The 21,781-nt window shown below is 68.7% G+C and carries 17 protein-coding genes; 7 read left to right on the forward strand and 10 right to left on the reverse strand.

Annotated features, from left to right (window positions below; genetic code table 11):
- Together ACWEOO_RS25495 and ligD are read left to right on the forward strand one after the other, a co-directional pair.
- A partial coding sequence (locus tag ACWEOO_RS25495; RefSeq protein WP_452145140.1) for a sensor histidine kinase occupies positions 1 to 420 on the forward strand: 420 nt, incomplete at its 5' end.
- Between the two features lie 113 nt (positions 421 to 533).
- A complete protein-coding gene (gene ligD, locus ACWEOO_RS25500) occupies positions 534 to 1,454 on the forward strand; it encodes a non-homologous end-joining DNA ligase (RefSeq protein WP_452145141.1) in 921 nt (306 codons plus the stop codon).
- Between the two features lie 22 nt (positions 1,455 to 1,476).
- Here the strand turns inward: ligD and ACWEOO_RS25505 are convergent, their stop codons facing one another.
- From ACWEOO_RS25505 to ACWEOO_RS25530, 6 genes are all read right to left on the reverse strand, one after another.
- The gene (locus ACWEOO_RS25505; protein ID WP_452145142.1) at positions 1,477 to 1,848 is read right to left on the reverse strand and encodes a DUF2961 domain-containing protein; all 372 of its coding nucleotides are present in this window, start codon (positions 1,846 to 1,848) and stop codon (positions 1,477 to 1,479) included.
- Positions 1,845 to 3,008: a Gfo/Idh/MocA family protein gene (locus ACWEOO_RS25510; RefSeq protein WP_452145143.1), complete on the reverse strand. Its 1,164-nt coding sequence runs from the start codon at positions 3,006 to 3,008 to the stop codon at positions 1,845 to 1,847. Before ACWEOO_RS25510 ends, ACWEOO_RS25505 begins: the two co-directional genes overlap by 4 nt.
- Positions 3,005 to 4,057, reverse strand: a complete 1,053-nt coding sequence (locus ACWEOO_RS25515; protein WP_452145144.1) for a Gfo/Idh/MocA family protein — start codon at positions 4,055 to 4,057, stop codon at positions 3,005 to 3,007. Before ACWEOO_RS25515 ends, ACWEOO_RS25510 begins: the two co-directional genes overlap by 4 nt.
- Before the next feature lie 333 nt (positions 4,058 to 4,390).
- A complete protein-coding gene (locus ACWEOO_RS25520; protein WP_452145145.1) occupies positions 4,391 to 6,019 on the reverse strand; it encodes an extracellular solute-binding protein in 1,629 nt (542 codons plus the stop codon).
- 30 nt (positions 6,020 to 6,049) lie between these two features.
- The gene (locus tag ACWEOO_RS25525) at positions 6,050 to 6,958 is read right to left on the reverse strand and encodes a carbohydrate ABC transporter permease (protein WP_452145146.1); all 909 of its coding nucleotides are present in this window, start codon (positions 6,956 to 6,958) and stop codon (positions 6,050 to 6,052) included.
- Positions 6,955 to 7,920 (reverse strand): ABC transporter permease, encoded by a 966-nt coding sequence (locus ACWEOO_RS25530; protein ID WP_452145147.1) that lies wholly within the window; start codon positions 7,918 to 7,920, stop codon positions 6,955 to 6,957. The genes ACWEOO_RS25525 and ACWEOO_RS25530 overlap by 4 nt, the downstream gene beginning before the upstream one ends.
- 186 nt (positions 7,921 to 8,106) lie before the next feature.
- On the opposite strand from ACWEOO_RS25530, the gene ACWEOO_RS25535 reads away from it, so the two are divergent.
- Entirely contained in the window at positions 8,107 to 9,117 is a 1,011-nt protein-coding gene (locus ACWEOO_RS25535) for a LacI family DNA-binding transcriptional regulator (RefSeq protein ID WP_452145148.1), read from the forward strand.
- Here the strand turns inward: ACWEOO_RS25535 and ACWEOO_RS25540 are convergent.
- Entirely contained in the window at positions 9,074 to 10,261 is a 1,188-nt protein-coding gene (locus ACWEOO_RS25540) for a PucR family transcriptional regulator (RefSeq protein ID WP_452145149.1), read from the reverse strand. The two genes, ACWEOO_RS25535 and ACWEOO_RS25540, sit on opposite strands and share 44 nt — an antisense overlap.
- A 115-nt stretch (positions 10,262 to 10,376) precedes the next feature.
- Here ACWEOO_RS25540 and ACWEOO_RS25545 point away from each other — a divergent pair, with 115 nt between their 5' ends.
- Complete coding sequence (locus ACWEOO_RS25545) at positions 10,377 to 11,303, forward strand: proline dehydrogenase family protein (protein ID WP_452145150.1); 927 nt, start codon at positions 10,377 to 10,379, stop codon at positions 11,301 to 11,303.
- Between the two features lies 1 nt (position 11,304).
- Here ACWEOO_RS25545 and ACWEOO_RS25550 read toward each other — a convergent pair whose 3' ends face one another.
- Genes ACWEOO_RS25550 through ACWEOO_RS25560 form a run of 3 tightly spaced genes read right to left on the reverse strand, consistent with a single transcriptional unit; the run spans position 11,305 to position 18,675 of the window.
- Entirely contained in the window at positions 11,305 to 14,154 is a 2,850-nt protein-coding gene (locus tag ACWEOO_RS25550) for a TIM-barrel domain-containing protein (RefSeq protein WP_452145151.1), read from the reverse strand.
- Entirely contained in the window at positions 14,151 to 17,444 is a 3,294-nt protein-coding gene (locus ACWEOO_RS25555; RefSeq protein ID WP_452145152.1) for a TIM-barrel domain-containing protein, read from the reverse strand. The genes ACWEOO_RS25550 and ACWEOO_RS25555 overlap by 4 nt, the downstream gene beginning before the upstream one ends.
- Before the next feature lie 49 nt (positions 17,445 to 17,493).
- Positions 17,494 to 18,675 carry an ROK family protein gene (locus tag ACWEOO_RS25560; protein WP_452145153.1) on the reverse strand — a complete coding sequence of 394 codons (1,182 nt, stop codon included), beginning with the start codon at positions 18,673 to 18,675 and terminating at the stop codon, positions 17,494 to 17,496.
- 158 nt (positions 18,676 to 18,833) lie between these two features.
- On the opposite strand from ACWEOO_RS25560, the gene ACWEOO_RS25565 reads away from it, so the two are divergent.
- The 3 genes from ACWEOO_RS25565 to ACWEOO_RS25575 are packed head-to-tail and all read left to right on the forward strand — an operon-like array spanning position 18,834 to position 21,776.
- Positions 18,834 to 20,033 carry an ROK family protein gene (locus ACWEOO_RS25565; RefSeq protein WP_452145154.1) on the forward strand — a complete coding sequence of 400 codons (1,200 nt, stop codon included), beginning with the start codon at positions 18,834 to 18,836 and terminating at the stop codon, positions 20,031 to 20,033.
- Positions 20,030 to 20,980 (forward strand): carbohydrate ABC transporter permease, encoded by a 951-nt coding sequence (locus ACWEOO_RS25570; RefSeq protein WP_452145155.1) that lies wholly within the window; start codon positions 20,030 to 20,032, stop codon positions 20,978 to 20,980. The genes ACWEOO_RS25565 and ACWEOO_RS25570 overlap by 4 nt, the downstream gene beginning before the upstream one ends.
- Complete coding sequence (locus tag ACWEOO_RS25575) at positions 20,973 to 21,776, forward strand: carbohydrate ABC transporter permease (protein WP_452145156.1); 804 nt, start codon at positions 20,973 to 20,975, stop codon at positions 21,774 to 21,776. Before ACWEOO_RS25570 ends, ACWEOO_RS25575 begins: the two co-directional genes overlap by 8 nt.
- The last annotated feature ends 5 nt before the right edge of the window (positions 21,777 to 21,781 follow it).

The raw sequence follows: 21,781 nt of genomic DNA on the forward strand, positions 1-21,781 counted from the left end.
GTAGGCAACGGCGGCGGCGCCCGCCTTGAGCGTGGGCTGCCAGTCCGCGCTCGTCGGGATCAAGCGGACAGCGAACTGGTGCTCGCGGTCGGAAGCCGCAACGGCTGGGCGTGGATCGCGGTCCGCGACGAGGGCCCGGGGATCGCGGCCGACGACGCCGACCGCGTGTTCGACCGGTTCTACCGCGCCGGCCAGCAGCAGTCGCCCGCGACGGTGCCGTCGACCGGCCAGCGGCGGGCCGGTCTCGGGCTCGCGATCGTCCGCCAGATCGCGGAGTCCCACGGCGGCACCGTCACGCTGCACTCCGAGCTCGGCGTCGGCAGCACCTTCGTCATCTGGCTCCCCGAACGGTCCCTCACCAACACCACCCGCCGCTCCCCCACGCCGCCGGCCGACGACCCGCTCGGCCCCCGCCGCTGAACCTCGGCGCCCCACGCTCGGCCGAACCTACGACGCATGCGAAACCGGGCGCTGGGCACCAGAAGCTGGTGGCGCACCGTGAACGCTCTGTTTCCGGACCGTGGATCCCGCCGATGCTCGCGACGCTGACCGGCGAGCGGTTCTCCGACGCCGAGTGGATCTACGAGCGGAAACTCGACGGCGTCCGGTGCCTCGTCCATCGGACGGGCGGCAGGGTGTCGTTGTACTCGCGGAACCGGCACGAGCTGAACAACAGCTACCCGGAGCTGGTGGACGCTCTCGCGGCGCAGAAGGGCGATTTCGTCCTCGACGGCGAGATCGTCGCGTTCGCGGGCCACGCCACGAGTTTCGCGCGGCTGCAGCGACGGATGCAGGTCGGCAACCCGGACAAGGCTCGCCACAGCACCGTCGCGGTGTACCTCTACCTCTTCGACGTCCTCCGTCACGACGGCCGCGACCTGACCGGGGTCGAGCTCCGGCAGCGCAAGGCCGCGCTTCGGGAGCTTGTTTCGTACACCGACCCGCTCCGCTACACCGCGCATCGCAACCGCGACGGCGTCGCCTACTGGGAACACGCGTGCCGCCAAGGCTGGGAAGGCGTGATCGCCAAACGGGCGGACTCGACGTACACCTCCGGCCGGTCCAAGGACTGGCTGAAGTTCAAGTGCGTCAGCGCGCAGGAGTTCGTGATCGGCGGCTTCACCGATCCCCAGGGCACCCGGTCCGGGTTCGGGGCGCTGCTCGTCGGCTACTACGAGGGCGACGAGCTCCGGTACGCCGGGAAGGTCGGCACCGGCTACGACCGGCGCACGCTCGACGAGCTCGCCCGCAAGCTCCGCACCTTGGAGCAGGACGAGCCGCCCTTTGCCGACGGCAAGCTTCCCCGGCGGCGGGTGCACTGGGTGAAACCCCAGTTGGTCGGCCAGATCGCCTTCTCCGAATGGACCCGCGACGGCATGCTCCGGCACCCCCGGTTCCAGGGCCTCCGCCTCGACAAGTCCGCCCCCGACGTCATCCGCGAGCGTCCGCAATGAGGGCCGACCGCCAGAGCGTCGCCTAGCGGGGGTGGCGGGAGCGGGGTTCGGGCAGTGGCGGGAACGGGTTGTGGGGTGGGAGTTGGTACCAGTACGCCGTGGTGGCGATGTCGTCCTGGCGTTCGAACAGGCCGTGGTCCCAGGCGCCGATCTGCTGGACGGTGACCTTGAGGCGGTCGGTGAAGTGGATCGGGTCCGGCAGGTGCCAGCGGTACAGGCCGTGCATCGGCAGGGCCTCGGTCGAGAACGGCGACGCCTTCGTCCGATCGCGCGCCGAGTGGAACGGGTACCCGCAGTACGGCGCGCTGAAGGTGACGATCTCCGGTTCCGGGTCGGTGCGCAGCGCGTCCTGGAAGGCCCACGCGCCGCCCGCGTAGTCCTCCAGCCGGATCACGGCAGGAACGACTCGGTGACCTGGGGTTTCGGGAGGTTGCCGTGGAGTGCGCGGTAGAACGGGTGGGCCGGGGTGAGGTCGGTCCGGTGGATCGGCCCGCCGGTGATCGACGACGCGTAGAGGGCCGTGACGAACTCCATCGTCGGCCGGGTGCTCGCCAGCGTGGTCTCGTGGGTGCGACCGCTCAGCAGGTCGTCGACCAGCCGGGTGATCTGGGCGTCGTGATTGCTCGGCACGTCTTCGCCGGCCAACGCGGCCCAGGGGTCGGCCGCGGCCCCGGACTCCGCCGTACCGACGAGCAGGCCGTCTGCTTGCCGGACACCGGGATCGAGGCCGAGCGTGGCTGCCTTGGCCGCGTCAGGTGCCGGATGGAACGTCCAGTCCCGGCCGGAGTAGCCGTAGACGTGGTTCACCTCGAGCGTTCCACCGGACGTGTCGATCCGGATCCGGCTCAGCTCCCGGGGCGACAGCAGGCTGTTCACCACGGTCGCGACCGCGCCGCTCTCGAAGGTCACCAAGGCCGTCGAGACGTCCTCGAACTCGACCGGACGCTCCAGCCGGACCGCGGACGCGGTGATCGTCCGCCACGGTCCGAGCAGATGCAGCAGCAGGTCGATCTGGTGGATGCCGTGACCGAGCGTTGGCCCTCCGCCCTCGCCGACCCAGGTGCCGCGCCAGTCCGGATCGAAGTAGCTGCGCGGCCGGAACCACAGCGTCTCGCAGACCGCGACCAACGGACGACCGAGCGCGTCGCGGCCGAGCAGGTCCGCGGCACGGACGGCCCCGGACCCGTGCCGGTGCTGGAACACCACCCAGACCGCTCCCTCGCTCGCTTCCTCGGCCCGCGCGACCTCGTCCAGCTCGGCCAGGCTCAGCACCGGCGGCTTCTCCAGGAGCACCGACCTGCCGGCCGCCAGGACCTCGATCGCGATCTCGGCGTGGCTGCCGGGCGGCGTCGTCACCGAGACCAGGTCGGGATCCTCCGCCGCCAGCAGCTCCGTCACACTCGCGTACGGCGTCGCGCCGTACTTCTCCGCCGCCGCCCGCGCCTTGGCCTCGACGACGTCGGCGACCCCGACCAGATCGGCCCGGCCCGTCTTCGCGTACGCCTCGGCGTGCCGGTGGCTGATGTTGCCGCAGCCGACGATCGCGACCTTCATCGGGCCGCTCCGCGGACGGTCGCGTTCTGCTGCGCCGTCAGGGCCAGCCGCATCGTCTCGAACGTGTGCTCCTGCGGCGCGGCCGTCGTGGTCCGGTCCCGTACGTCGCGCAGCAGGTCCGGGAAGTAGGTCAGCTCGACGTCCGAGCAGTCGATGTAGTGCGTGCCCTTGTTGTCCACCAGGAACAGGTGGTTGCCGCCCGGGCGGCCTTCCAGGTCGACGTACTTGCGCATCTCGATGTAGCCCTCGGTGCCGAGGACCGTCAGCCGGCCGTCGCCCCAGGTCGGCAGGCCGTCCGGGGTGTACCAGTCGACGCGGATGTAGCCCTGGGCGTTGTCGCTGCGCAGCAGGATCTCGCCGAAGTCCTGCAGCCCCGGCTCGTCGGGGTTGGCGAAGTTCCCGACCGAGCTGGTCACCACCTCGCCGGTCCGCGCACCGGTGAACCAGAGGAACTGGTCGATCTGGTGCGAGGCGATGTCGGTCAGGATGCCGCCGTAGCGGGCCTTGTCGTAGAACCAGTCCGGGCGGCCGCCGCCACCGGCCAGATGGCCGCGGTCGCCGATCCGGTGCGGGCCGACGCCGAGCGTCTGCACCACGGTGCCGATCCGGCCCTCGCGGACCAGCTCGCCGGCCTTGACGACGCACGCGACCTCGAACCGCTCGGAGAACGTCACCGACCAGAACCGGCCGCTCTGGGCGACGGCCTTCTCGACCTCTTCGAGCTGCTCGAGGGTGACGCACCCGGGCTTGTCCGCGACCACGTCCTTGCCGGCCCGCAACGCCGCGACCGCGATCGGCCCGCGCCGGTCCGGTACGGCGGCGGTCACGATCAGGTCGATCCCGTCCGCGGCGATCAGCTCGTCCGGGTCGTCGACGAACGGTACGTCGGGGTACCGCTCGCGGACCGAGACCGCGACCGCCGCCGACGGGTCGTCGGTGGCCATCCCGGCGAACGTCGCACCGGCTTTGATCAGGCCGGCGACCTGGCCGAAGATGTGCGCGTGGTCGAGTCCGACGGCGGCGAAGCGGATGGGTTGGCTGGAGTTCAAGGGTGTTCCTTCCGATGTCGGCCGACGACGCCCAGGTCGTGGTCCGACCAGGTGTCCCAGTTCGGCAGGGCAGGTAGCTGGAGCTGGACGGAGTGCGTCCCGCTGGTGAGGGTCATGGTCTGTGTGGTGCCGACGCCGTCGGCGGCGTCAGGCGGACGTCCTGATGGGCCGGCAGACGGCCGGCCGTGTTGGCTTCGCGGAGTTCTGCGTCCGCTGTGAGGATCCCTCGCTGCAGCAACTGCATCGCTTCCGAGGTTACCTCGCCGGCCTTCCACAGGTCGCGGACAGTCTCAACTAGTGAGTGCCCCAGCGGGACCGCAACAGATCGGCTGCTCAGCGCGAGGCCTTCAGAGCTTGGGCGAGTTCCTCGGCGATCTTGTCGCCGCCGTCGCTCTTCCACTTCTTCACTGCCGTGGCCCACGCCGACACGGGCTTACGGCCTTGCACGATGTCGTCGGTGACCTGGTTGATCGCGTCGTTGAGCTGCTTGTTCTTGCGGTTGCTGGTTTCGGAGTACACGCCGGCAGCCGGGTTGGCGAGCGCCGTCGGACACACCGACTTCATCGCGTTGAACTGGTTCTCGGCGCTGCCTTCCTTGCCGGGCAGGAAGATCGTCCAGGGCGCGTCGGCCTGGTACATCAGGCCGAGCTGGGTCTCGCTGAAGCCCTTCGCGTTGAGCACCGGGCTGCCGTTCTGCATCGTGTGGTGCACCCCGGCCAGACCGAACTTGCGGAACAGGTACTCCTGCGTGCCGAACGGCGCCGCCAGGAAGTTCAGGTAGGCCAGCAACGTCTCGACCCGGCCCTCGGCCTTCTTGCTGATCGCCGTGACGCCGATCGCCGGCGCGCCGAGCCAGGTCTTGCCCTGCCCGGAGCCGTCGTGCTTCGGCGGCGCGATGATCGCGATCTCGGCCTTCGGGTCGGTCATCATCTGCAGGTACGTCGGCCAGCCGCTGAACGTGTCCTGGACGAGCGGGCTGGAGCCGTTCGAGAACCGGGTCTTCAGGTCCAGGTTCTGCCCGGCGTACGCGTCCGGGTGGATATAGCCCGACTTCCAGAGCTTCTGCAGGATGCCGAAGACCTCCTCGTGCGCAGGGTGCTCGAGGTTGCTGACCAGCTTGTCGCCGTCCTTGCTCCAGGTGTTCGGGATCTCGAACATGTTCCGGACGAATTGCGTCGGCGCGGAAGCCAGCGCGAAACGGTTCAGCTTCTTGTTCGTCAGGCCCTTGCAGAGCTCGACGAACTCGTCGGCGCTCTTCACCCCGGCCTGCAGTCCCTCGGTGGCCAGGATGTCGCCGCGGCTGTACATCACCTGGGAGCTGATCGCGCCACGCGGGATCGGGACGCCGTAGATCTTGCCGTCGAAGATGCCCGAGTTCCACGCCACCTCGGGCAGGTTCGCCAGGAACGGGTACTTCTTGATGTTGTCCCCGGACAGGTGCGGCGTCAGGTCGACCGCCTTCGCGGCCAGCATCTGCGGCGTCTGCGCGATCGCGCCGACCACGAACAGGTCGCCCAACTGGTTGCCGGCGACCGCGGTGGCGAACTTCTTGTCGTAGTCCACCGACGGGGTCAGGTTCACCTGCACCGACGACCCCACCCGCTTGTTGAACTCCTGCCAGAACGTGTTCTGCTCGAGCTTCGGCGGGATCGGCGTGTTCGTGTACGTCGTCACGGTGATCGGCTTGCCGTCGCCCGGCGCCGCGTTGATCGCCTGCACCGGATCAGCCGGGTACTTGGTGAACGCGTCCGGGATGTTGTACTCGGCGCCGGCCAGGTCAGGCTTGACCCCGGTGTACCGCTCGTACGCCGGCCGGATCTTGGACCGCGCCGCCTCGTCGTTCCCCGCGCCCGACGCCCCGCGGCCGTCGTTCGAGCAGCCGACCGCACCGGCCAGGCCCAGCGCCGCCCCGCCGGCGAGGACCGCCCGGCGCCCCAGCGGCCGTGCATCGTAGACACTCATGGGTGTTACCTACTTTCCAGGTCTTGTGGGTCAGCCCTTGACGGCGCCGGTGAGGACGCCCTTGGCGAAGTGCCGCTGGATGAACGGATAGACGCAGAGGACCGGGACGATCGAGATCATCAGGATCGCCATCTGGATCGAGGTCTGCGGCGGAACCGCCTCGCCCGCCAGCCCGAGGTCCTGACCGCCGAGCTCGACGCCGTTCACGACGTACGTCCGCAGCACCAGCTGCAGCGGCCACTTGCTGCTGTCGTTGAGGTAGAGCAACGCGTTGAAGAAGCTGTTCCAGTAGCCGACGCCGTAGAACAGGCCGACGACGGCGACGACCGCCTTGGACAGCGGCAGGCCGATGTGCCGGAACAGTTTCCATTCGGAGGCGCCGTCGATCCGGGCCGCGTCGATGATCTCGGCGGGCAGCCCGACGAAGAACGCCCGGACGACGATGACGTTGAAGGCACTGACGCTGACCGGCACGATCACCGCCCACAGGCTGTCGAGCAGCCCGAACTGCTGGACGACGAGGTAGGACGGGATCAGTCCCGGGTTGAACAGCAGGCTGATCAGCACGAGCAGCAGCAGCGGCCTGTTGCCGATCGTGCCGCGGCGGCTCAGCGCCCATCCGAGCGTGCAGGTCAGCACCAGCGCGAGCGCCGTGCCGACCGCCGTGACGAAGCCGCTGATCAGCAGCGCCTGGGTGACCGTCCCGCCCGACAGGATCGAGCGGTACGCCGTGAAGTCCAGCCCGTGCGTCGGGAACAGGACGAATCCGCCGGCCTTGGTCACCTCCTCGGCAGGCGCGAGGCTGGTCGAGATCACGCCGATGAACGGGAACACGACGACCCCGCAGATGACCGTGAGGAAGACCGCCTTGACGATGCGCTCGGTCAGCCCTGGCATCGGCATCCCGCCGACCATCGTCGGAGCTGGTTTGGCCTTCATCCGCGGTAGACCCCTTCCTCGCCGAAGCGGTGGGCGATCTTGTTGGCGGACAGCACCAGAGCGAGGGCGACGGCGCTCTTCACCAGGCCGACCGCGGCCGCCACTCCCCAGTTCCCGCCGAGAATGCCGTTGTTGTAGACGTAGGTGTCGAGCACTTCACTGGCATCGACGCCGACGGCCTGCTGCTGCAGGACGATCTGCTCGAAACCGACCGTCAGCGAGTCGCCGAGCTTGAGGATCAGCAGCAGGATGATGATCGGCTTCAGCCCGGGCAGCGTGACGTGCCAGGTCTGCCGCCAACGTCCCGCGCCGTCGACCGCCGAGGCCTCGTAGAGCGCGCGGTCGATCTGGGACAGCACGGCGAGGAACAGGATCGTCGCCCAGCCGGTGTCCTTCCACAGCACCTGCGAGGTCAGCAGCGCCCGGAACGCCTCGACGTTCCCGATCACGTGGATCGGGTCGTACCCGTGCCCGCGCAGCCAGTTGTTGATCATCCCGGTCCCGCCCAGCACCTGCTGGAACACCGCGACCACGATCACCCAGGACATGAAGTGCGGCAGGTAGATGATCGTCTGCACGAGCTGCCGGAGTTTGTTCGACAGCAGGCTGTGCAGAACGAGCGCCACGACGATCGGCGCCGGAAACACGATCACGGTCTGGATAGCGGTCAGAATCAAGGTGTTCCGGACCGCATTGAGGAATTCCGGATCACCATTGAAAATGACGGAGAAATTCTCGAATCCGGACCACAGACTCTTCGCCGTTCCCAAAAACGGTTGATAGTCCTGGAAGGCGATGACGTTGCCCCAGAGCGGGTAGTACTGGAACGCCAGCAGGACGAGAAGGCCCGGTATCGCCAGCAAAAGCACGGGATAGTCGCGTCTCAGCCGGGACAGCAGGGATCGCTTGCGCTCCTGGCTACGAACCCCGGAATCCGCGTCCACGCACACTGGATCACGCACCCGAGAAGCAGTGTCAGCTTCGGCCACAGGCACTCCTTCAGTACTCGGATAAAAAAGTGATCGATCCACTTCTGAGCCGGTAGCTAACCGCAGCCCACTTTTGGTGTCAAGGCCTCGCCGCGCTATTCGGACGAGCGCTGGTGATAAGCTGCCCGGCCTGAGACGGCCTGGCACGAGGAGGGGAACGTGGCGGACGCGGCGTCCAAACGGCCGGCGACCATCCACCAGGTGGCCAGCCTGGCCGGGGTGTCGCACACGACGGTGTCGCGGTACCTCCAGGACAAGGACAGCCTGAAGCCGAAGACCAGGATCAAGGTCGAGTACGCGGTCAAGGCTCTCGACTACCGCCCCAACCTGGTCGCCCGGTCGATGCGGACCCGGCACACCAACCGGCTCGCGATCGTGCTCGCGTCGGGCGCCCACTTCCCCGGCCGGCTGCTCGCCGCGGCCTCGCGGACGGCGCACGAGGCGGGGTACCAGGTCGAGATCGTCAGCGTCGAGGGCGGATCACAGGAACGGTCGGCGCGCATCGACGAGCTGGCGCGCTCCGGCCAGGTCGAGGGCATCCTGGCCCTGTCCCCGATCAGCCTCAAGGGCAAGAAGTCGAACCGGGTGCCGATCGTGGTCAGCGGCTCGTACGACGACAAGCTGCACGGGCTGGCCGAGCTCGCCGACGCCACCGAGGTCCGCGACATCGTCGAGTACCTGGTCTCGCTCGGGCACCGGACCTTCCTGCACGTCGCCGGCGCCCAGAACTTCGCCTCGGCCCGCAACCGCAAGAGCGTCTACCTGGAGACGATCGAAGAGCTCGGGCTGCGCTCGGTCGGCGCGGTCGACGGCGACTGGTCGGCACAGTCCGGCTTCGACGCGATCACCAGCCTGCCGGACGACTGCGGCGTGACCGCCGTCGTGGCCGCCAACGACGTCGTCGCGATGGGCGTGATCCGCGGCGCCCTCTCGCGCGGCTGGAGCGTGCCCGGCGACCTCAGCGTCTTCGGATGGGACGACGAGGAGATCGGCCGGTTCGCCACCCCGTCGCTGTCGACCGTGGCCGTCGATCGCGAGGCGCAGGGCCGCGCGGCGGTCCACCGGTTGGTCGCCGAGATCCGCGGCGAGCCGATCCCGGAACCCACCACCCGGACCATCAACCACCTCATCTATCGCGAGTCGACGGCCCCTCCACCGGCGCGTCCGTGAGCAGCGGCGCCATCGTGAGGGCAAGATGCAGGACCAGCCGATCTTCACCACGCCGCAGGTCGAAGCCGGTCACGGCTTCGATCCGCCGCAACCGGTAGTACGCCGTCTGACGGTGGATCGCCAGCTCAGCAGCCAGCTCCTGCACGTTCCCGGCCTTGTCGAGAAACACCTGAGCCGTACGCACCAGCTCGCCGCCCTCCGCGATGAGTCGTCGCGCCCGCGGATCCAGTACGGCGTCCACCAGCGCGGCATGCGGACCGCACGAAACCAGCCGCCGCACACCGAGCTCCGACCAGCGCGCCACCACACCTGACCCCGGACCCGCGGCCAGGACCTGCGCGGAACGGCGTGCCTGTTCATGGCTGGTCCGCACCTGGGCCAGCCCGCGCTGCGGATCCCCCACACCTACCAGCAACCGGCTCGCGGCCTGCTCTCCCAGCCGCTGGGCATGCAGCTGCCGGAGCCGGTCGATCGCCTGGTCGATCCGCGACGACCGGTCGACGCCGAGGTCGAGCAGCAACGTCGTGAATCCCTCGCCGGACAGCGCGATCACGTGCCGTGGCAGCGACCAGAGATTCAGCGGGATCACCTCCCGCGGTTCGCCCGGCGGCTGCTCCGCGTGCACGACCACGACCGTCGCCGTACGCCGAATCAGCCCGCGGCCGTCGAGCTCGTCCGCTGCCCGCCGCGACACCTCGTCGTCGGGCGCCAGCAGGTTCGTCAGCAGCAACGAGGCGTCGCGACCGCCACGGGCCCGCTGAGCGAGCACGGCACCCGCTTCCCGCGCGACCGCCGCAGCTGCCTCGAGCTGCTGCGCCGTACCGAGTCCGGCCTCGGGGTCGAGGAGCCAGAAGTACCCGTAGGTCACACCGTTCCACCGCACCGGCAGGCACAGCCGGGGCAGGATACCGAGGCTCGGCTCGGCCGGCGTCCGGACCGGGCCGGTCGCGCCGGCGATACCGAACTGCTCGAACCAGCTCCGGACCTCGGCGGTCGACCGGCGCCGCAGGATCGAACCGACCCGGACCGCGTCGATCTCGTTGGGCTGCGTGTTGTACGCGACCAGGTTGAAGTCGCGATCTTCGAGGACCGCCGGGGTCCCGAACACGTCGGAGATCGCACCGACCAGCTCGTCGAGGTCCATGGCGGCAGTTTAGACAGCTGTATGAAGATTTGCTCCAGCTTCCTGCCAACTGGATGAGGCTTCGGACGGGCCAGGCTCCTTACAGTGCCGTCATCTGACCTCGAAGGAGCCACCCATGCTCGGTACCGCTCTGCTCGCCGCCTCCCGGAGCCGCCGCGTCCGGGCAATGGTCACCAAGTCCCGTGTCACCCGCCGGGTCGTGACCCGCTTCATCGCCGGCGACGACGCCGGCGCGGCCGTCGAGGCCACCCGCCGGCTGACCACGGGCGGTTTCGCCGTCACCCTCGACCGCTTGGGTGAGGACACCGTCGACCGTGCGCAGGCCGAGGCTGCCCGCGACGGTTACCTCCAGCTCATCACGCTCCTCGCGGATCACGGTCTCGCGGCCGGTTCCGAGGCGTCGCTCAAGCTGTCGGCGATGGGCCAGGCGCTGCCCGGCGGCGGCGAGGAGCTGGCCGCCGACAACGCGTACGCGATCTGCGCGGCCGCGGCCCGCGCCGGTATGACGGTCACCCTCGACATGGAGGACCACACCACGGTCGACTCGACCCTCGGCATCCTCGGCGACCTCCGCAAGGACCACCCATGGGTCGGTGTCGCGCTGCAGGCCATGCTGTACCGCACCGAGGCCGACTGCCGCGACCTGGCCGGAGCGGGGTCGCGGATCCGGCTGGTCAAGGGCGCGTACGCCGAGCCGAAGACCGTCGCCCACGCCGCGAAGAGCGATGTCGACGCCGCGTACGAACGCTGCCTCGGCATCCTGATGGGCGGGCTCGGCTACCCGATGGTCGCCAGCCACGACCCGCGGATGATCGCCGCCGCCCTGCGCCTGGCGGACCAGCACGGCAAGGGATCGGACGACTTCGAGTTCCAGATGCTCTACGGCATCCGGACGAGCACCCAGGAGCAGCTGCGCTCCCAGGGCTCGCGGATGCGGATCTACGTCCCGTACGGCGACGACTGGTACGGCTACTTCATGCGCCGGCTCGCGGAACGGCCCGCCAACGTCGGGTTCCTCCTCCGTTCACTGGTGACGAAGTAGGTCAGAAGCCTCCGTTCGTCGTACCGCCGCTGCCGGTGGCCGGTGTGGTGAACGAGATGTTCGGATCCGGACCCCACTGGTCGGCCGTTGCGGGGTAGTTCGCCTCCTGGCGTTTGATGCATTTCCACTCGACGGTGGTGCTCGGCGGAAGGTTGCTGATCGTTCCGGTCCAGGTCGGGTAGGCGGTCGGCGACAGCTTCACCGCACTCGCCACCGACCAGGCGCCGAGCTGCGGCGCGCTGCCGACGACGTACACCGACTGGCCGGACGTCGTCGTACCGTTCGCGCAGCTGAACGTCTTCGAGACGACCGCCTGCCCGAGCGTGAAGGCGAAGGTCTTCGCCGAACCGACGGAGAGCGACGCCGACTTGGCGACGACCAAGTTGCCGCCGGCGTTGTACCAGCCGCTGGTCGCGGCGTCGAACGCCGCCTTGTTCGCGTACTGCGTCAGGGCGCTGCCGTTCAGCGTCACCGCGGACGCCTGGGTGTCGGCGACCAGTTCGACGACGTTCGGCCGGGCGGACGGCGCTCCGGTATAGGTGCCGGAGGAGGCCGCGATCCCGACGGTCGCCGTGCTGCCCGAGAGCTGCTGGGTCAGGTCGGTCGTCCGCTTGGATCCGGCCTGGTACCCGACCGTCGTCCCGTCGTCCTCGGCCAGCGTGAACGACGACGCCGTACTGTCCGCATAGACCCGCGCGACCAGCTCGTTGCGCGTGGACCCGTCGGCGCGTTTGCCCAGGACGTTCATCGTCTGGTCGTCGACGGTCATCTTCGGGATGATCGCGCCGGCCCGCGCATACGCCGGGAGCTGGAACTTCCCGTTCCGCCAGAGCGGGACGTTCGTCAGTGTCTGACCGGTGCTGACGGTCTTGGTGTTGGTGTAGTAGTCGAACCAGGTGCCGGCCGGCAGGTAGACGTCGCGCTGCCGTTGGTTGGCGCCGGCAACGACCCCGACGAGCAGGTCCCTGCCGATCAGCTTCTCGTGGCCGATCTCCCGCACGTTCGGGTCGTTCTGGTACTGGTAGACCAGCGGCGGCATCAGCGGGTCGCCGGTCGTGTAGGCCTTGTGCGCGAGCGAGTAGTAGTACGGCGTGAGCTCGTACCGCTGCCGCAGGTTCGCCAGGTTGCTCGGCACGTCGCCGATCGAGTCCGGTGAGGTCTCGGCGCAGTTGCAGAGGTTCTCGGTGTGCGGGCGGATCGGTACGTCGAACCACGCCGAGTTCGCGAACCACTGGGTGTAGAGCTCGTTCAGGTCGGAGTTGAGCATCTCCCGGCGGAACCCGCCGATGTCGGAGCCGAAGTAATCGATCCCCGACATCGACATCTGCATCTGGACGTTCTGCTGGGACGCGAGCGCGGTCAGCTTCGAGCCGATGTCGCCCGACCACATCGCGGCGCCGGTGCGCTGCATCCCGCCGGCGGCCGAGCGGGCCAGCATGAACGGGCGTTGCTGGTTCCCGTTGTCGGCGTACCCCTTGGCGATGCCGCGGGCCCATTCCAGGTTGTAGAGGTTGTGGTAGTCGGCGTGAGCGTGCTTGCCGGCGAGCAGGCCGGCGGTCCAGTCGTTGGCGTCGTACATCTCCGGCTCACCGAGGTCGAGCCAGTGGCCGACCACGCCGTCGTTGACGAGCGGCTGGCGCTGTGTGTTGTGCCAGTAGGTGCTCGCGGCCGGCTGGGTCCAGTCGATCATGCCGCCGCGGCCCCACCAGTCGTTGCCGGTCAGGTACGCCGGACTGCAGGTCGAGCATCCTGCGCGGATCAGGTAGCCCGCGCTCGCCAGCGAGGAGTGCTCCGGCAGGTTCTTCCCGACGTACGACTCCTCGATCGTCATCACGCCGACGCCGTTGGTGTTCTGGTACGCCGCGAGCTTGGTCGCCGGGTTCGGGAAGTTGACCGGATCCCACTCGAGCGTGCCCATCCGGGTGTTGTCCGAGCCGGCCGTGACACCGCCGAACCAGTTCACGTCGAGCATCACGCCGTCGGTGGGGAACTTGTTCGCGCGGAGTCCGGCGAGCGTGGTGTCGATCTCGTTCCAGTTGTCGTAGCCGTACTCCGACATCCACAGCCCGAACGCCTTCTTCGGCGGCACCGGCGGGTGGCCGGTCAGCTCGAGGTAGTCCTTGCGCAGATCGGGGAGGTCCGGCCCGGACATCACGTACCACCGGAGCTGGTCGCCCCAGGTGTCCATCGTCCACGGGTCGCCGGTCAGGTCCCACTGCTGCTTGTAGACCTGGTCGACGAACAGGCCGTAGTTCGCGTTGTTCGCACCGACCGCGAACAGCACCGGGATCTGCGCGTTGCCGACCGGGCCGTTGTCGGTGTCGTAGACCATCGCGTTGCCGTAGTTCCCGCCTGGCGTGCGTTGCCGACCGACCCAGTCGCCGTCGGCGCTGCCGCCCAGGAAGAACTGCTCGCCCAGGCCGTACGCGTTCTGCATCGAGGACTTGGTGAAGCTCAGTCCTTTCCACGCCTGACTCAGGTTGCGCGGACAGGTCGTGTTGAGTAGCAGCTGCGGTGTCCGCGTGGTGTCGTACACCGTGGCACACAAGGTGGTCTGGTTGACGTCGACCCTGATCCCCGGAGTGGTCAGCACCCCGCCCGCCTGCGTAAGACTGGCCGGCCCGGGATAGTTCGTCTTCGCGATCTGGGTGGTCGTGAATACCGGTGAACCGGTCCCGGGCCCGCTACCGGCGCCCATCTCGAAGTGCACAAGGTCGTCGTCGAGAAACTCCACCACCAGGTAGTTGCCGCCCGCAGCGAACTGCACCCGCTGCACAGCAGCCTGAGCTGTCTGAGCAGGCAGGACGACAAGCAGTGGGAGGAGGAGGATGAAGGCTGCGATGCGTTTCATGGGCGTGCCACCGTGATGTTGTCGAGGTTGATGCCGCCGGTGCTGTAGAGGGCTTTCACCGCGTGTTTGCCTGTGGTGAGGGTGGTGGTGAGGGTTGCGGTGGACCAGGTGTCCCAGTTGCCGGTGGTCGGTAGGTTGAGGGTGCCTACGGTGACTCCGTCGACCTGGATGGTGCGGGTCGCCGTGGTGGCGGCGCCGTTGGAGTAGCGGAACTTCAGGACGTGCGATCCGGTGACGTCGGCCTGGGTGTCCACCGAGACTGCGTCACCAGAGGTCTCGAAACCGTCCACGAACCCGGTCCCGGTGTACCCGGCGTGGTCGGTGTTGGTCGTCGTGCCGGTGTTCGTGCCGAACTCCGCCTCGTACGCCGCCTTGTCGACACCGTTGAGCACCACAGACCGGGCCGACGCGCTCGACGTCGTCTTGACCAGCGTCAACTGCTGCACCGGATCCCAGTACCAGCCCTCACTCGCCGCCTGCAGCGCGGCCAGGGTCGCGTGCGCGGTCATCGTGACCCCGTCCTTCGTCACGCTCGCCGGCTTCGACGACGCCACCTGCAGCGTGCTCTTCGTGCTCAGCGGCGGCACGCTGACGGTGACCTGGTGACCCGCGAAGTTCTCGGTGGACGTGATCGTCCGGGTCTGGTTCGCCGAGTCCTCGAAGTACCCGTAGCTCGTCGTCCCGGACGGATACACCCGGAACGCCAGGTTCGTGTAGGTGTCGACGCTGTTGCCGATCGTGCCGCCGAGCTCGTAGTTCGCGTTCAGGTTCAGCGGGACGATCGCCCCGGCCTTGGCGTACACCGGGATCGTGCCGGTGTCCGCGTTGTACACCTTCGTCCCGGCGCCCTGCGCCCGGCCACCGTTCCAGAAGTCGTACCACTCCCCTGCCGGCAGATACACGCTCTTGCTGGTCGCGCCCTGCGTCGTGATCGGTGCCACCAGCAACTGCCGCCCGAACATGTACTGCTGGTCCTGCGCGGCGGCCGTGGTGTCGGTCGGGAACGCCACACTCATCGCCTGCATCATCGGCAGCCCCGTCGTCGAGGAGTTCTTCGCCTCGGTGTACAGGTACGGGATCAGGTTCATCCGGGTGTTGGCGAACTTCCGGAACTTCGGGACCACGCTGGTGTCACCGGTGCGCGCCTGCACGTTCCACGGCGTCCGCGCCTCCGACGGGCTCGGGTTCGACTTCTCCGAGTGGTACTGCATGATCGGCGCGAACGTCGCCTGCGCCGCCGACCGCAGGTACAGCTCGCTGCTCGGGAACGACCCGGTGAACCCAGCCAGGTCCCAGGACCAGAACGGGACACCGGACTGCCCGGCGCTCTGACCGGCCCGCACAGCCTGCTGGAACGCGTCGAACGTCGACGCCTGGTCGCCTGCCCAGAAGATCGAGTTCGCCTGCGCGCCCGCCGTACCGCCGCGGCTGAACAGCGTGCCCTGGCTGCCGGTCTTCGACTCGACCAGATCCTTGTAGGCCCGCGTGTACTCGTTCGGATAGGCGTTGTGCAGCTCGTCGCCCTTGCGGCCGCTCGCGCTCGTCACGTTCCGCCCGAACACGGCTTCACTGCCGTCGGTCTTCAGCCCGTCGATGCCGATGTCGTCGAACAAGTAGGCGCGCTTGCTCATCCACCAGTTGCTCGCGGCGGTGCTCGTGAAGTCCGGCACCGTGCTGTTGCCGAACCACTGCCCGGCCGGGATCCGGTACGGCCCGCCGGCGCCGTCCCCGAGCACGTAGCCCTGGGACACCGCGTAGTCGCGGTCGTTGACGTGCTGTTGCGGCGGCGTGGAGGGGTTCGTGTCGAAGTCCTGCTTGAGCACCGGGATCTGCCAGAGCACCATCTTGACGCCCTGGTTGTGCGCAGCGGTGACCATCGCCTTCGGGTCGGTCCACTCGCCACCGGCCGGGAACGTCAGGTCGGAGTAGGTCAGCGCCTGACTGCCGGGCTTCGGCGTGTACGTCGCCCCGTGCCACAGGTAGAAGGTCGCCTCGTCACTCCACTGCTCGAGCACCATCGCGGTGTGCGGGATGCTGTTCGACGTCATGTTGGCCAGCTCGGCGCTCACCTCCGCCTGCGTGTTCCACTCGTTCGCGGAACCCCACAGACCGAACGCCCACTTCGGCGGCAGCTTCGGCCGGGCCGTGGTCGCGGTGTACTGGTCGAGGATCTGCGCCCGGGTGCCGGTGAAGAAGTAGTAGTCCGCGGTCGAGTTCGCCGCGCCGCCGGTGTCGATCGTGAAGCCGGCCATGTCGCTCAGATACGTGCCCAGGTTGAAGATCGAGTACCGCGTGCTCGGCACGTAGATGCCGTAGCCCGCCGAGTTGGTGAAGAACGGCACGCTCAGGTACGTCCGGTGGGTCGGGCCCTGGTCCTGGTACTGGTTGTAGACGTAGTTGTGGACGTCCTTGCCGCGCTGGTCGAGGGCGTCGTACCGCTCGCCGAGCCCTTCGAACCGCTCCCCCGCCGGGCTCAGCCAGTGGTCCTCGACCTTGGTGACGCTGTTGCCGCCGTCGCTCGCCCAGCCCGTGTTGCGGAACGTCGCCGGGTCGTACTGCCGCGCGATCAGCGTCGTGCCGTCCCCCTTGTAGACGGCGACGCGGTACGGCGTCATCTGGATCTTGACCACCACGTTCGTCGTGGCCAGCTGCAGTGTCGACGCGTTGTCGGTCACGGTGTACGACGTACTGCCGGAGATGTTCAGGCCCGTGCCCTTGGGAGCCACCTGGACGTGGAACCGGTCGACGGCGGGAAACGCGAAGCGGATCTTGGGCGTGAAGCTGCCGGCCGTGTCCGTGGTCGTCACGTCCACGCTGGTCCCGTTGTTCACGAACCCGGTGACGTTGCCGGCGCCGCTGAACGACGTGACCGCGAACGAGAACGGACCACTCGTCTTCTGGTTGGCTCCGTCGACGTCGGCGTTCACCGTATAGGTGATCTGGTCGCCGCGGTTGAAGGTCCCGAGGTTGAGCTTCCAGTAGGTGTTGTTCCCACTGTTGTAGTCGAAGGCCGCGCCGATCGGGGTCTGGTTCACGCCGTTCTTCGTCCACGTCACCCAGACGGTCTGGCCGGTCGAGATCGGCCACGTGGTCGCCTTGATCTCGACGGCCTGGCCCGCCATCGGATCGCGGGGTGTGCGCTCGGTCGGTTGACTGTTGTAGAGCTCATCGGCGCCGTACGGCGCGTGGAAGACGCCCGTCAGCGTCCCCGCCCAGGCGGGTGCGGGCGTGAATTGGAAGAGCACCGCCGCGAGCACCAGGAGCCCGGCGATCCATCTGTACTTGGACATGACGGCATGACTCATCGACTGCCCCACTTCGTCGAAGGTGGTGAGTTGACTAACCCGCGGAGCGGGTGGTCAGGGAAGGGCGGCCGGCCTCGTCCGGTCGCAGGTTCGGCTGGAAGAGCTCGCCCAGGAACAGGCCCGCGGCACCGCGGGCCCAGGCCTCGTCGTCCCAGTCGTCGACGACGATCTCCAGCTCCCGCTGGAGTCCGTCGAACACGGCCGTGCGCAAGGCGTCGTCGAAGCCGGGCAGGATCAGCTCACCGGCCCGGGTGCCCTCGCCGGCGAGGACGATCAGCTTCGGATTCAGCAGATTGACCAGATTGCCGACGGCCGTCCCCAGGATCCGGCCGACCTCGTCGAACACCGCACGCGCGGCCGGGTCGCCGCCGCGCGCGACGGCGGCCGCGTCCTCGAGCGTCGCCCGGCCGGTACGACTCAGGATCGCGGGCCCGCCGATCACCGCCTCCAGACAGCCGCGGCCGCCACAGGCACAGTCGGGGCCGTCGGCGACTTTCAGGTGACCGAACTCCCCCGCGCCGCCGGCAGCCCCCCGGTAGAGCCGGCCGTCCAGCACCATGCCGAGCCCGATACCGCGGCCGATACTGACCACGGCCAGGTCGGCCACTCCGCGACCCGCGCCGAACCACTGCTCGTTCGCGACCAGGGTGTTGACGTCGTTGTCCACCACCACCGGCAGCCCGAGCCGCTTCTCCAGCAGACCGGCGAGATCCACGTCCCGCCAGTCCGCGTACGTCGCATGGCGCACCACGCCACTGGCCCGGTCGATCACACCGGCCAGCCCGACGCCGACGCCGTACAGCGGGCCGTCCTTCGGGCGCAGCTTGCGCACCACCTGGGCGATGACCCGGACGACGGTGCGCACGTCGTCGGCCGGGACCGCGGCGACGGCCCGGTCGACGATGCCGGCGTTCAGGTCGGTGCGGACCGCGATCACCTGGGTCTCGGTGACCTTGATCCCGATCACGAACCCGGCATCCGCCTTCAGCGCCAGCAGCACCGGCTTGCGCCCGCCGCCGGAGACCGCCGTCTCGCGTTCCTCGACGACGCCCCGGGCGATCAGGTCCGCGACGATCTCGGACACGGTCGGCAGGCTGAGGCCGGTGCGCCGGGCCAGGTCGGTGCGCGAGACCAGGCCGGCCCGCAGCTCGGCGAGCACGAGCGAGGAGTTGATCTCGCGGATCAACTCCTTGCTTCCCACGCGCACCGGCTGCATTGACACCACTTCCTAAGGTCACCGAAGCAAGTGCCCCGGAACGTATCCCCCACGATCACGGGCGGTCAAGGCCTCGAGCCCTTGACAGTTCTGAGCAGTCCTGCTTAGTTTCTGACTAAATTTAGTACCGAATTTAGTACCGAAGGAAGTAGGCGAGAGTGACCGGTCAGAGTCCCCGCGGCGACCTGGTGCCGTCCGGCATCGTGGCGATGCTCGGCACCCGCGGGCCCACATCGCGGACCGCGATCGCGCGCAACCTGGGGCTCAGCCCGGCCACCGTCACCCAGGTGACCAAGGACCTGATCGCCCGCGGCGTCGTCGAGGAGCTCGAGTCGGTGCCGTCCAACGGCGGCCGGCCGGCGCGCCTGCTCGGGCTGGTCAGCCGGACCGGGGTCGCGCTCGGCGCGAAGGTCACCGCCGACCACGTCGCCGTGGTCACGGTCGAGCTCGACGGAAGCGTGCGGTCGTCCGGATCGCACGACTTCGACCCGGGCGCCGCCGACGCCCTGGACCGGCTCGGCCGGATCCTGACCCACGAGGTCGCCGGCCTCGACGACCAGCTGTTCGGTGTCGGCGTCGGTGTCCCCGGCTCCGTCGACTCGCAGGCGTCCGGGATCGTCGACGCGCCGACGCTCGGCTGGCGGGCCGCGCAGGTCGGGCCGATCCTGCGGCAGGCGGTCGGTACGCCGGTGCTCGTGGACAACGACGTGAACACGCTCGCCGCGGCCGAGCGGCTGTACGGCATCGGCCGCGAGCACTCGTCGTACCTGGTCGTCACGATCGGGCGCGGTATCGGGTGCGGGATGGTCGTCGACGGCGGGATCTACCGCGGCGCGAACGGCGGCGCCGGCGAGATCGGGCACATCCCGGTGTGGGACTCCGCGACCGAGCAGCCGCCGTGCACCTGCGGCTCGACCGGCTGCCTGGAGGCCTACATCGGCGCCGACGGCCTCGTCCGGACGGCGCGCAGCCGCGGCGCTCTCGGCCCGCGCGGCACCCTCGCCGGACTGTTGCGCGCGGCGACCGCCGGGGACGAAGCGGCGCAGGCGGTGTACGCCGGGGCGGGCGACCTGCTCGGCCGCGCACTGGCCGGCGTGATCCACACCGTCGACCCGGAGGTCGTCGTCCTGCTGGGTGAAGGGGTGGACGGATGGGAGTTCTGGCAGCCCGGCTTCGAGCCGTCGTTCCGGCGATCGTTGCTGCCGGCCCGCAAGGGCGTGCCCGTGCTGGTCGAGCCGTGGACGGAGGACCAGTGGGCGCGCGGCGCGGCCTCGCTCGTGCTGGCCTCGCCGTTCGACTCGGCGGACAACGGCGGCGAGCAGAGCCGTCTGGTGCGCGCACGGCTGGGAGCGTCATGAGTACGCCGACACTCACCGAGCGCCGGCGGGACCGGAAGACGCACACACCGCCGCGACCCGCGCCGGCCAAGCGTGGCGGCGGCTGGAAGAAGCTCGGCTGGGTGCTGTTCTTCCTGCTGCCGAGCGCGATCCCGCTGCTGGCGTTCACGCTCGTGCCGATGGTGTCGAGCCTCTGGGTCAGCCTGCACAAGTGGAACCTGATCTCGCCGATGCAGTGGGTCGGGCTGGACAACTACTCGAACCTGCTGACCGACCCGATGACGCGCCGCGTCTTCCTGCACACGCTGATCTACGTCGCCGGCTACCTGCCGCTCGTGTACGCCGGTGGGCTCGGCCTGGCGCTCGTCCTGAACCAGCGGCTGAGGGGCCGCGCGTTCCTGCGGGCGACGTACTTCCTGCCCGTGGTGACGAGCTGGGTCGTGGTCGCGCTGGTGTGGAAGTGGCTGCTCAACCCCGCGAACGGCCTCGTCAACGAGGTGCTCGGCTTCTTCGGCGTACCGGGCCCGGGCTGGTGGACCGATCCGCAGTGGGCGCTGCCCGCGGTGATCCTGTCGTCGGCCTGGAAGGACCTCGGGTTCGTGATGGTGATCCTGCTCGCCGGACTGCAGGCCATCCCGTCCGACGTCTACGAGGCCGCGCTGGTGGACGGCGCGAGCGGGTGGCAGCGGTTCTGGCGGATCACGCTGCCGCTGCTGTCCCCGTCGACGTTCTTCGTCGTGGTCATCTCGCTGATCAACGGCTTCCAGGTGTTCGACCAGGTGTACGTGATGACCGGTGGCGGTCCGTCCGGCAGCAGCCAGGTCGTGGTCGGGCACATCTACGACCTCACGTTCCGGTACGGACGCGCCGGTGAGGCGTCCGCACTGTCCTGGATCCTGTTCGCGGTGATCCTGGTGATCACAGTGGTCCAGATCCGCGGCCAGCGGAAGTGGGTGCACTATGCGTAGGCTCTGGCTGTACGCCGCGGTCGTGGCCGGCGCGGCGATCATGCTCTTCCCGTTCCTGTGGACCGTGATCACGTCGATCACCCCGGAAGGCTCGCTGGCCGAGGGCCCGAAGCTGATCGTTCACAACCCGACCCTGGACGCGTACCGCACGCTGCTCGACGCGATGCCGATCTGGCGGATCCTGGTGAACTCGCTGCTGATCGCGATCGCCTCGACCGTGCTCCAGCTGATCACCGGCTCGATGGCGGCCTACGGGTTCGCGCGCCTGAACTTCCCGTTGAAGAACGTGATCTTCGGCTGCTACCTGGCCACGCTGATGGTCCCGTTGCAGGTGCTCGTCGTACCGCTGTTCATCGAGATGAAGACGCTGAACCTGCAGGACACGTACTTCGCCCTGCTGGCGCCCACGATCGCGTCCGCGTTCGGCGTGTTCCTGCTCCGGCAGGCGGTCACCGCCGTACCGGCCGAACTCGACGAGGCGGCCACCATCGACGGCGCCGGGCACCTGCGGATCTTCACCACGATCGTGCTGCCGCTGATCCGGCCCGCACTCGCGACGGTCGCCGTGTTCGCCTTCATGGGCAGCTGGAACAGCTTCCTCTGGCCGCTGGTGGTGATCCGGTCGCCGGAGTTCATGACCCTGCCGCTCGGCCTGTCCACGTTGCAGGGCCAGTTCACCACCCAGTGGGACGTCGTGATGGCGGGATCCGTCGTCTCGATCGTGCCGATCGCCATCGTCTACCTGCTCGCGCAGCGCCACATCATCGCCGGTGTCGCACACACCGGTATCAAGTGAGAGGA

It is taken from the genome of Kribbella sp. NPDC004138 (genome assembly GCF_053603655.1).

Bases quoted from the DNA above. Each gene is read 5' to 3' on its own strand.
- ligD (WP_452145141.1), top strand. From the start codon at position 534: ATGCTCGCGACGCTGACCGGCGAGCGGTTCTCCGACGCCGAGTGGATC.
- ACWEOO_RS25545 (WP_452145150.1), top strand. From the start codon at position 10,377: ATGCTCGGTACCGCTCTGCTCGCCGCCTCCCGGAGCCGCCGCGTCCGG.
- ACWEOO_RS25540 (WP_452145149.1), bottom strand. From the start codon at position 10,261: ATGGACCTCGACGAGCTGGTCGGTGCGATCTCCGACGTGTTCGGGACC.
- ACWEOO_RS25520 (WP_452145145.1), bottom strand. From the start codon at position 6,019: ATGAGTGTCTACGATGCACGGCCGCTGGGGCGCCGGGCGGTCCTCGCC.
- ACWEOO_RS25575 (WP_452145156.1), top strand. From the start codon at position 20,973: ATGCGTAGGCTCTGGCTGTACGCCGCGGTCGTGGCCGGCGCGGCGATC.
- ACWEOO_RS25555 (WP_452145152.1), bottom strand. From the start codon at position 17,444: ATGTCCAAGTACAGATGGATCGCCGGGCTCCTGGTGCTCGCGGCGGTG.
- ACWEOO_RS25525 (WP_452145146.1), bottom strand. From the start codon at position 6,958: ATGAAGGCCAAACCAGCTCCGACGATGGTCGGCGGGATGCCGATGCCA.
- ACWEOO_RS25560 (WP_452145153.1), bottom strand. From the start codon at position 18,675: ATGCAGCCGGTGCGCGTGGGAAGCAAGGAGTTGATCCGCGAGATCAAC.
- ACWEOO_RS25550 (WP_452145151.1), bottom strand. From the start codon at position 14,154: ATGAAACGCATCGCAGCCTTCATCCTCCTCCTCCCACTGCTTGTCGTC.
- ACWEOO_RS25510 (WP_452145143.1), bottom strand. From the start codon at position 3,008: ATGAAGGTCGCGATCGTCGGCTGCGGCAACATCAGCCACCGGCACGCC.
- ACWEOO_RS25570 (WP_452145155.1), top strand. From the start codon at position 20,030: ATGAGTACGCCGACACTCACCGAGCGCCGGCGGGACCGGAAGACGCAC.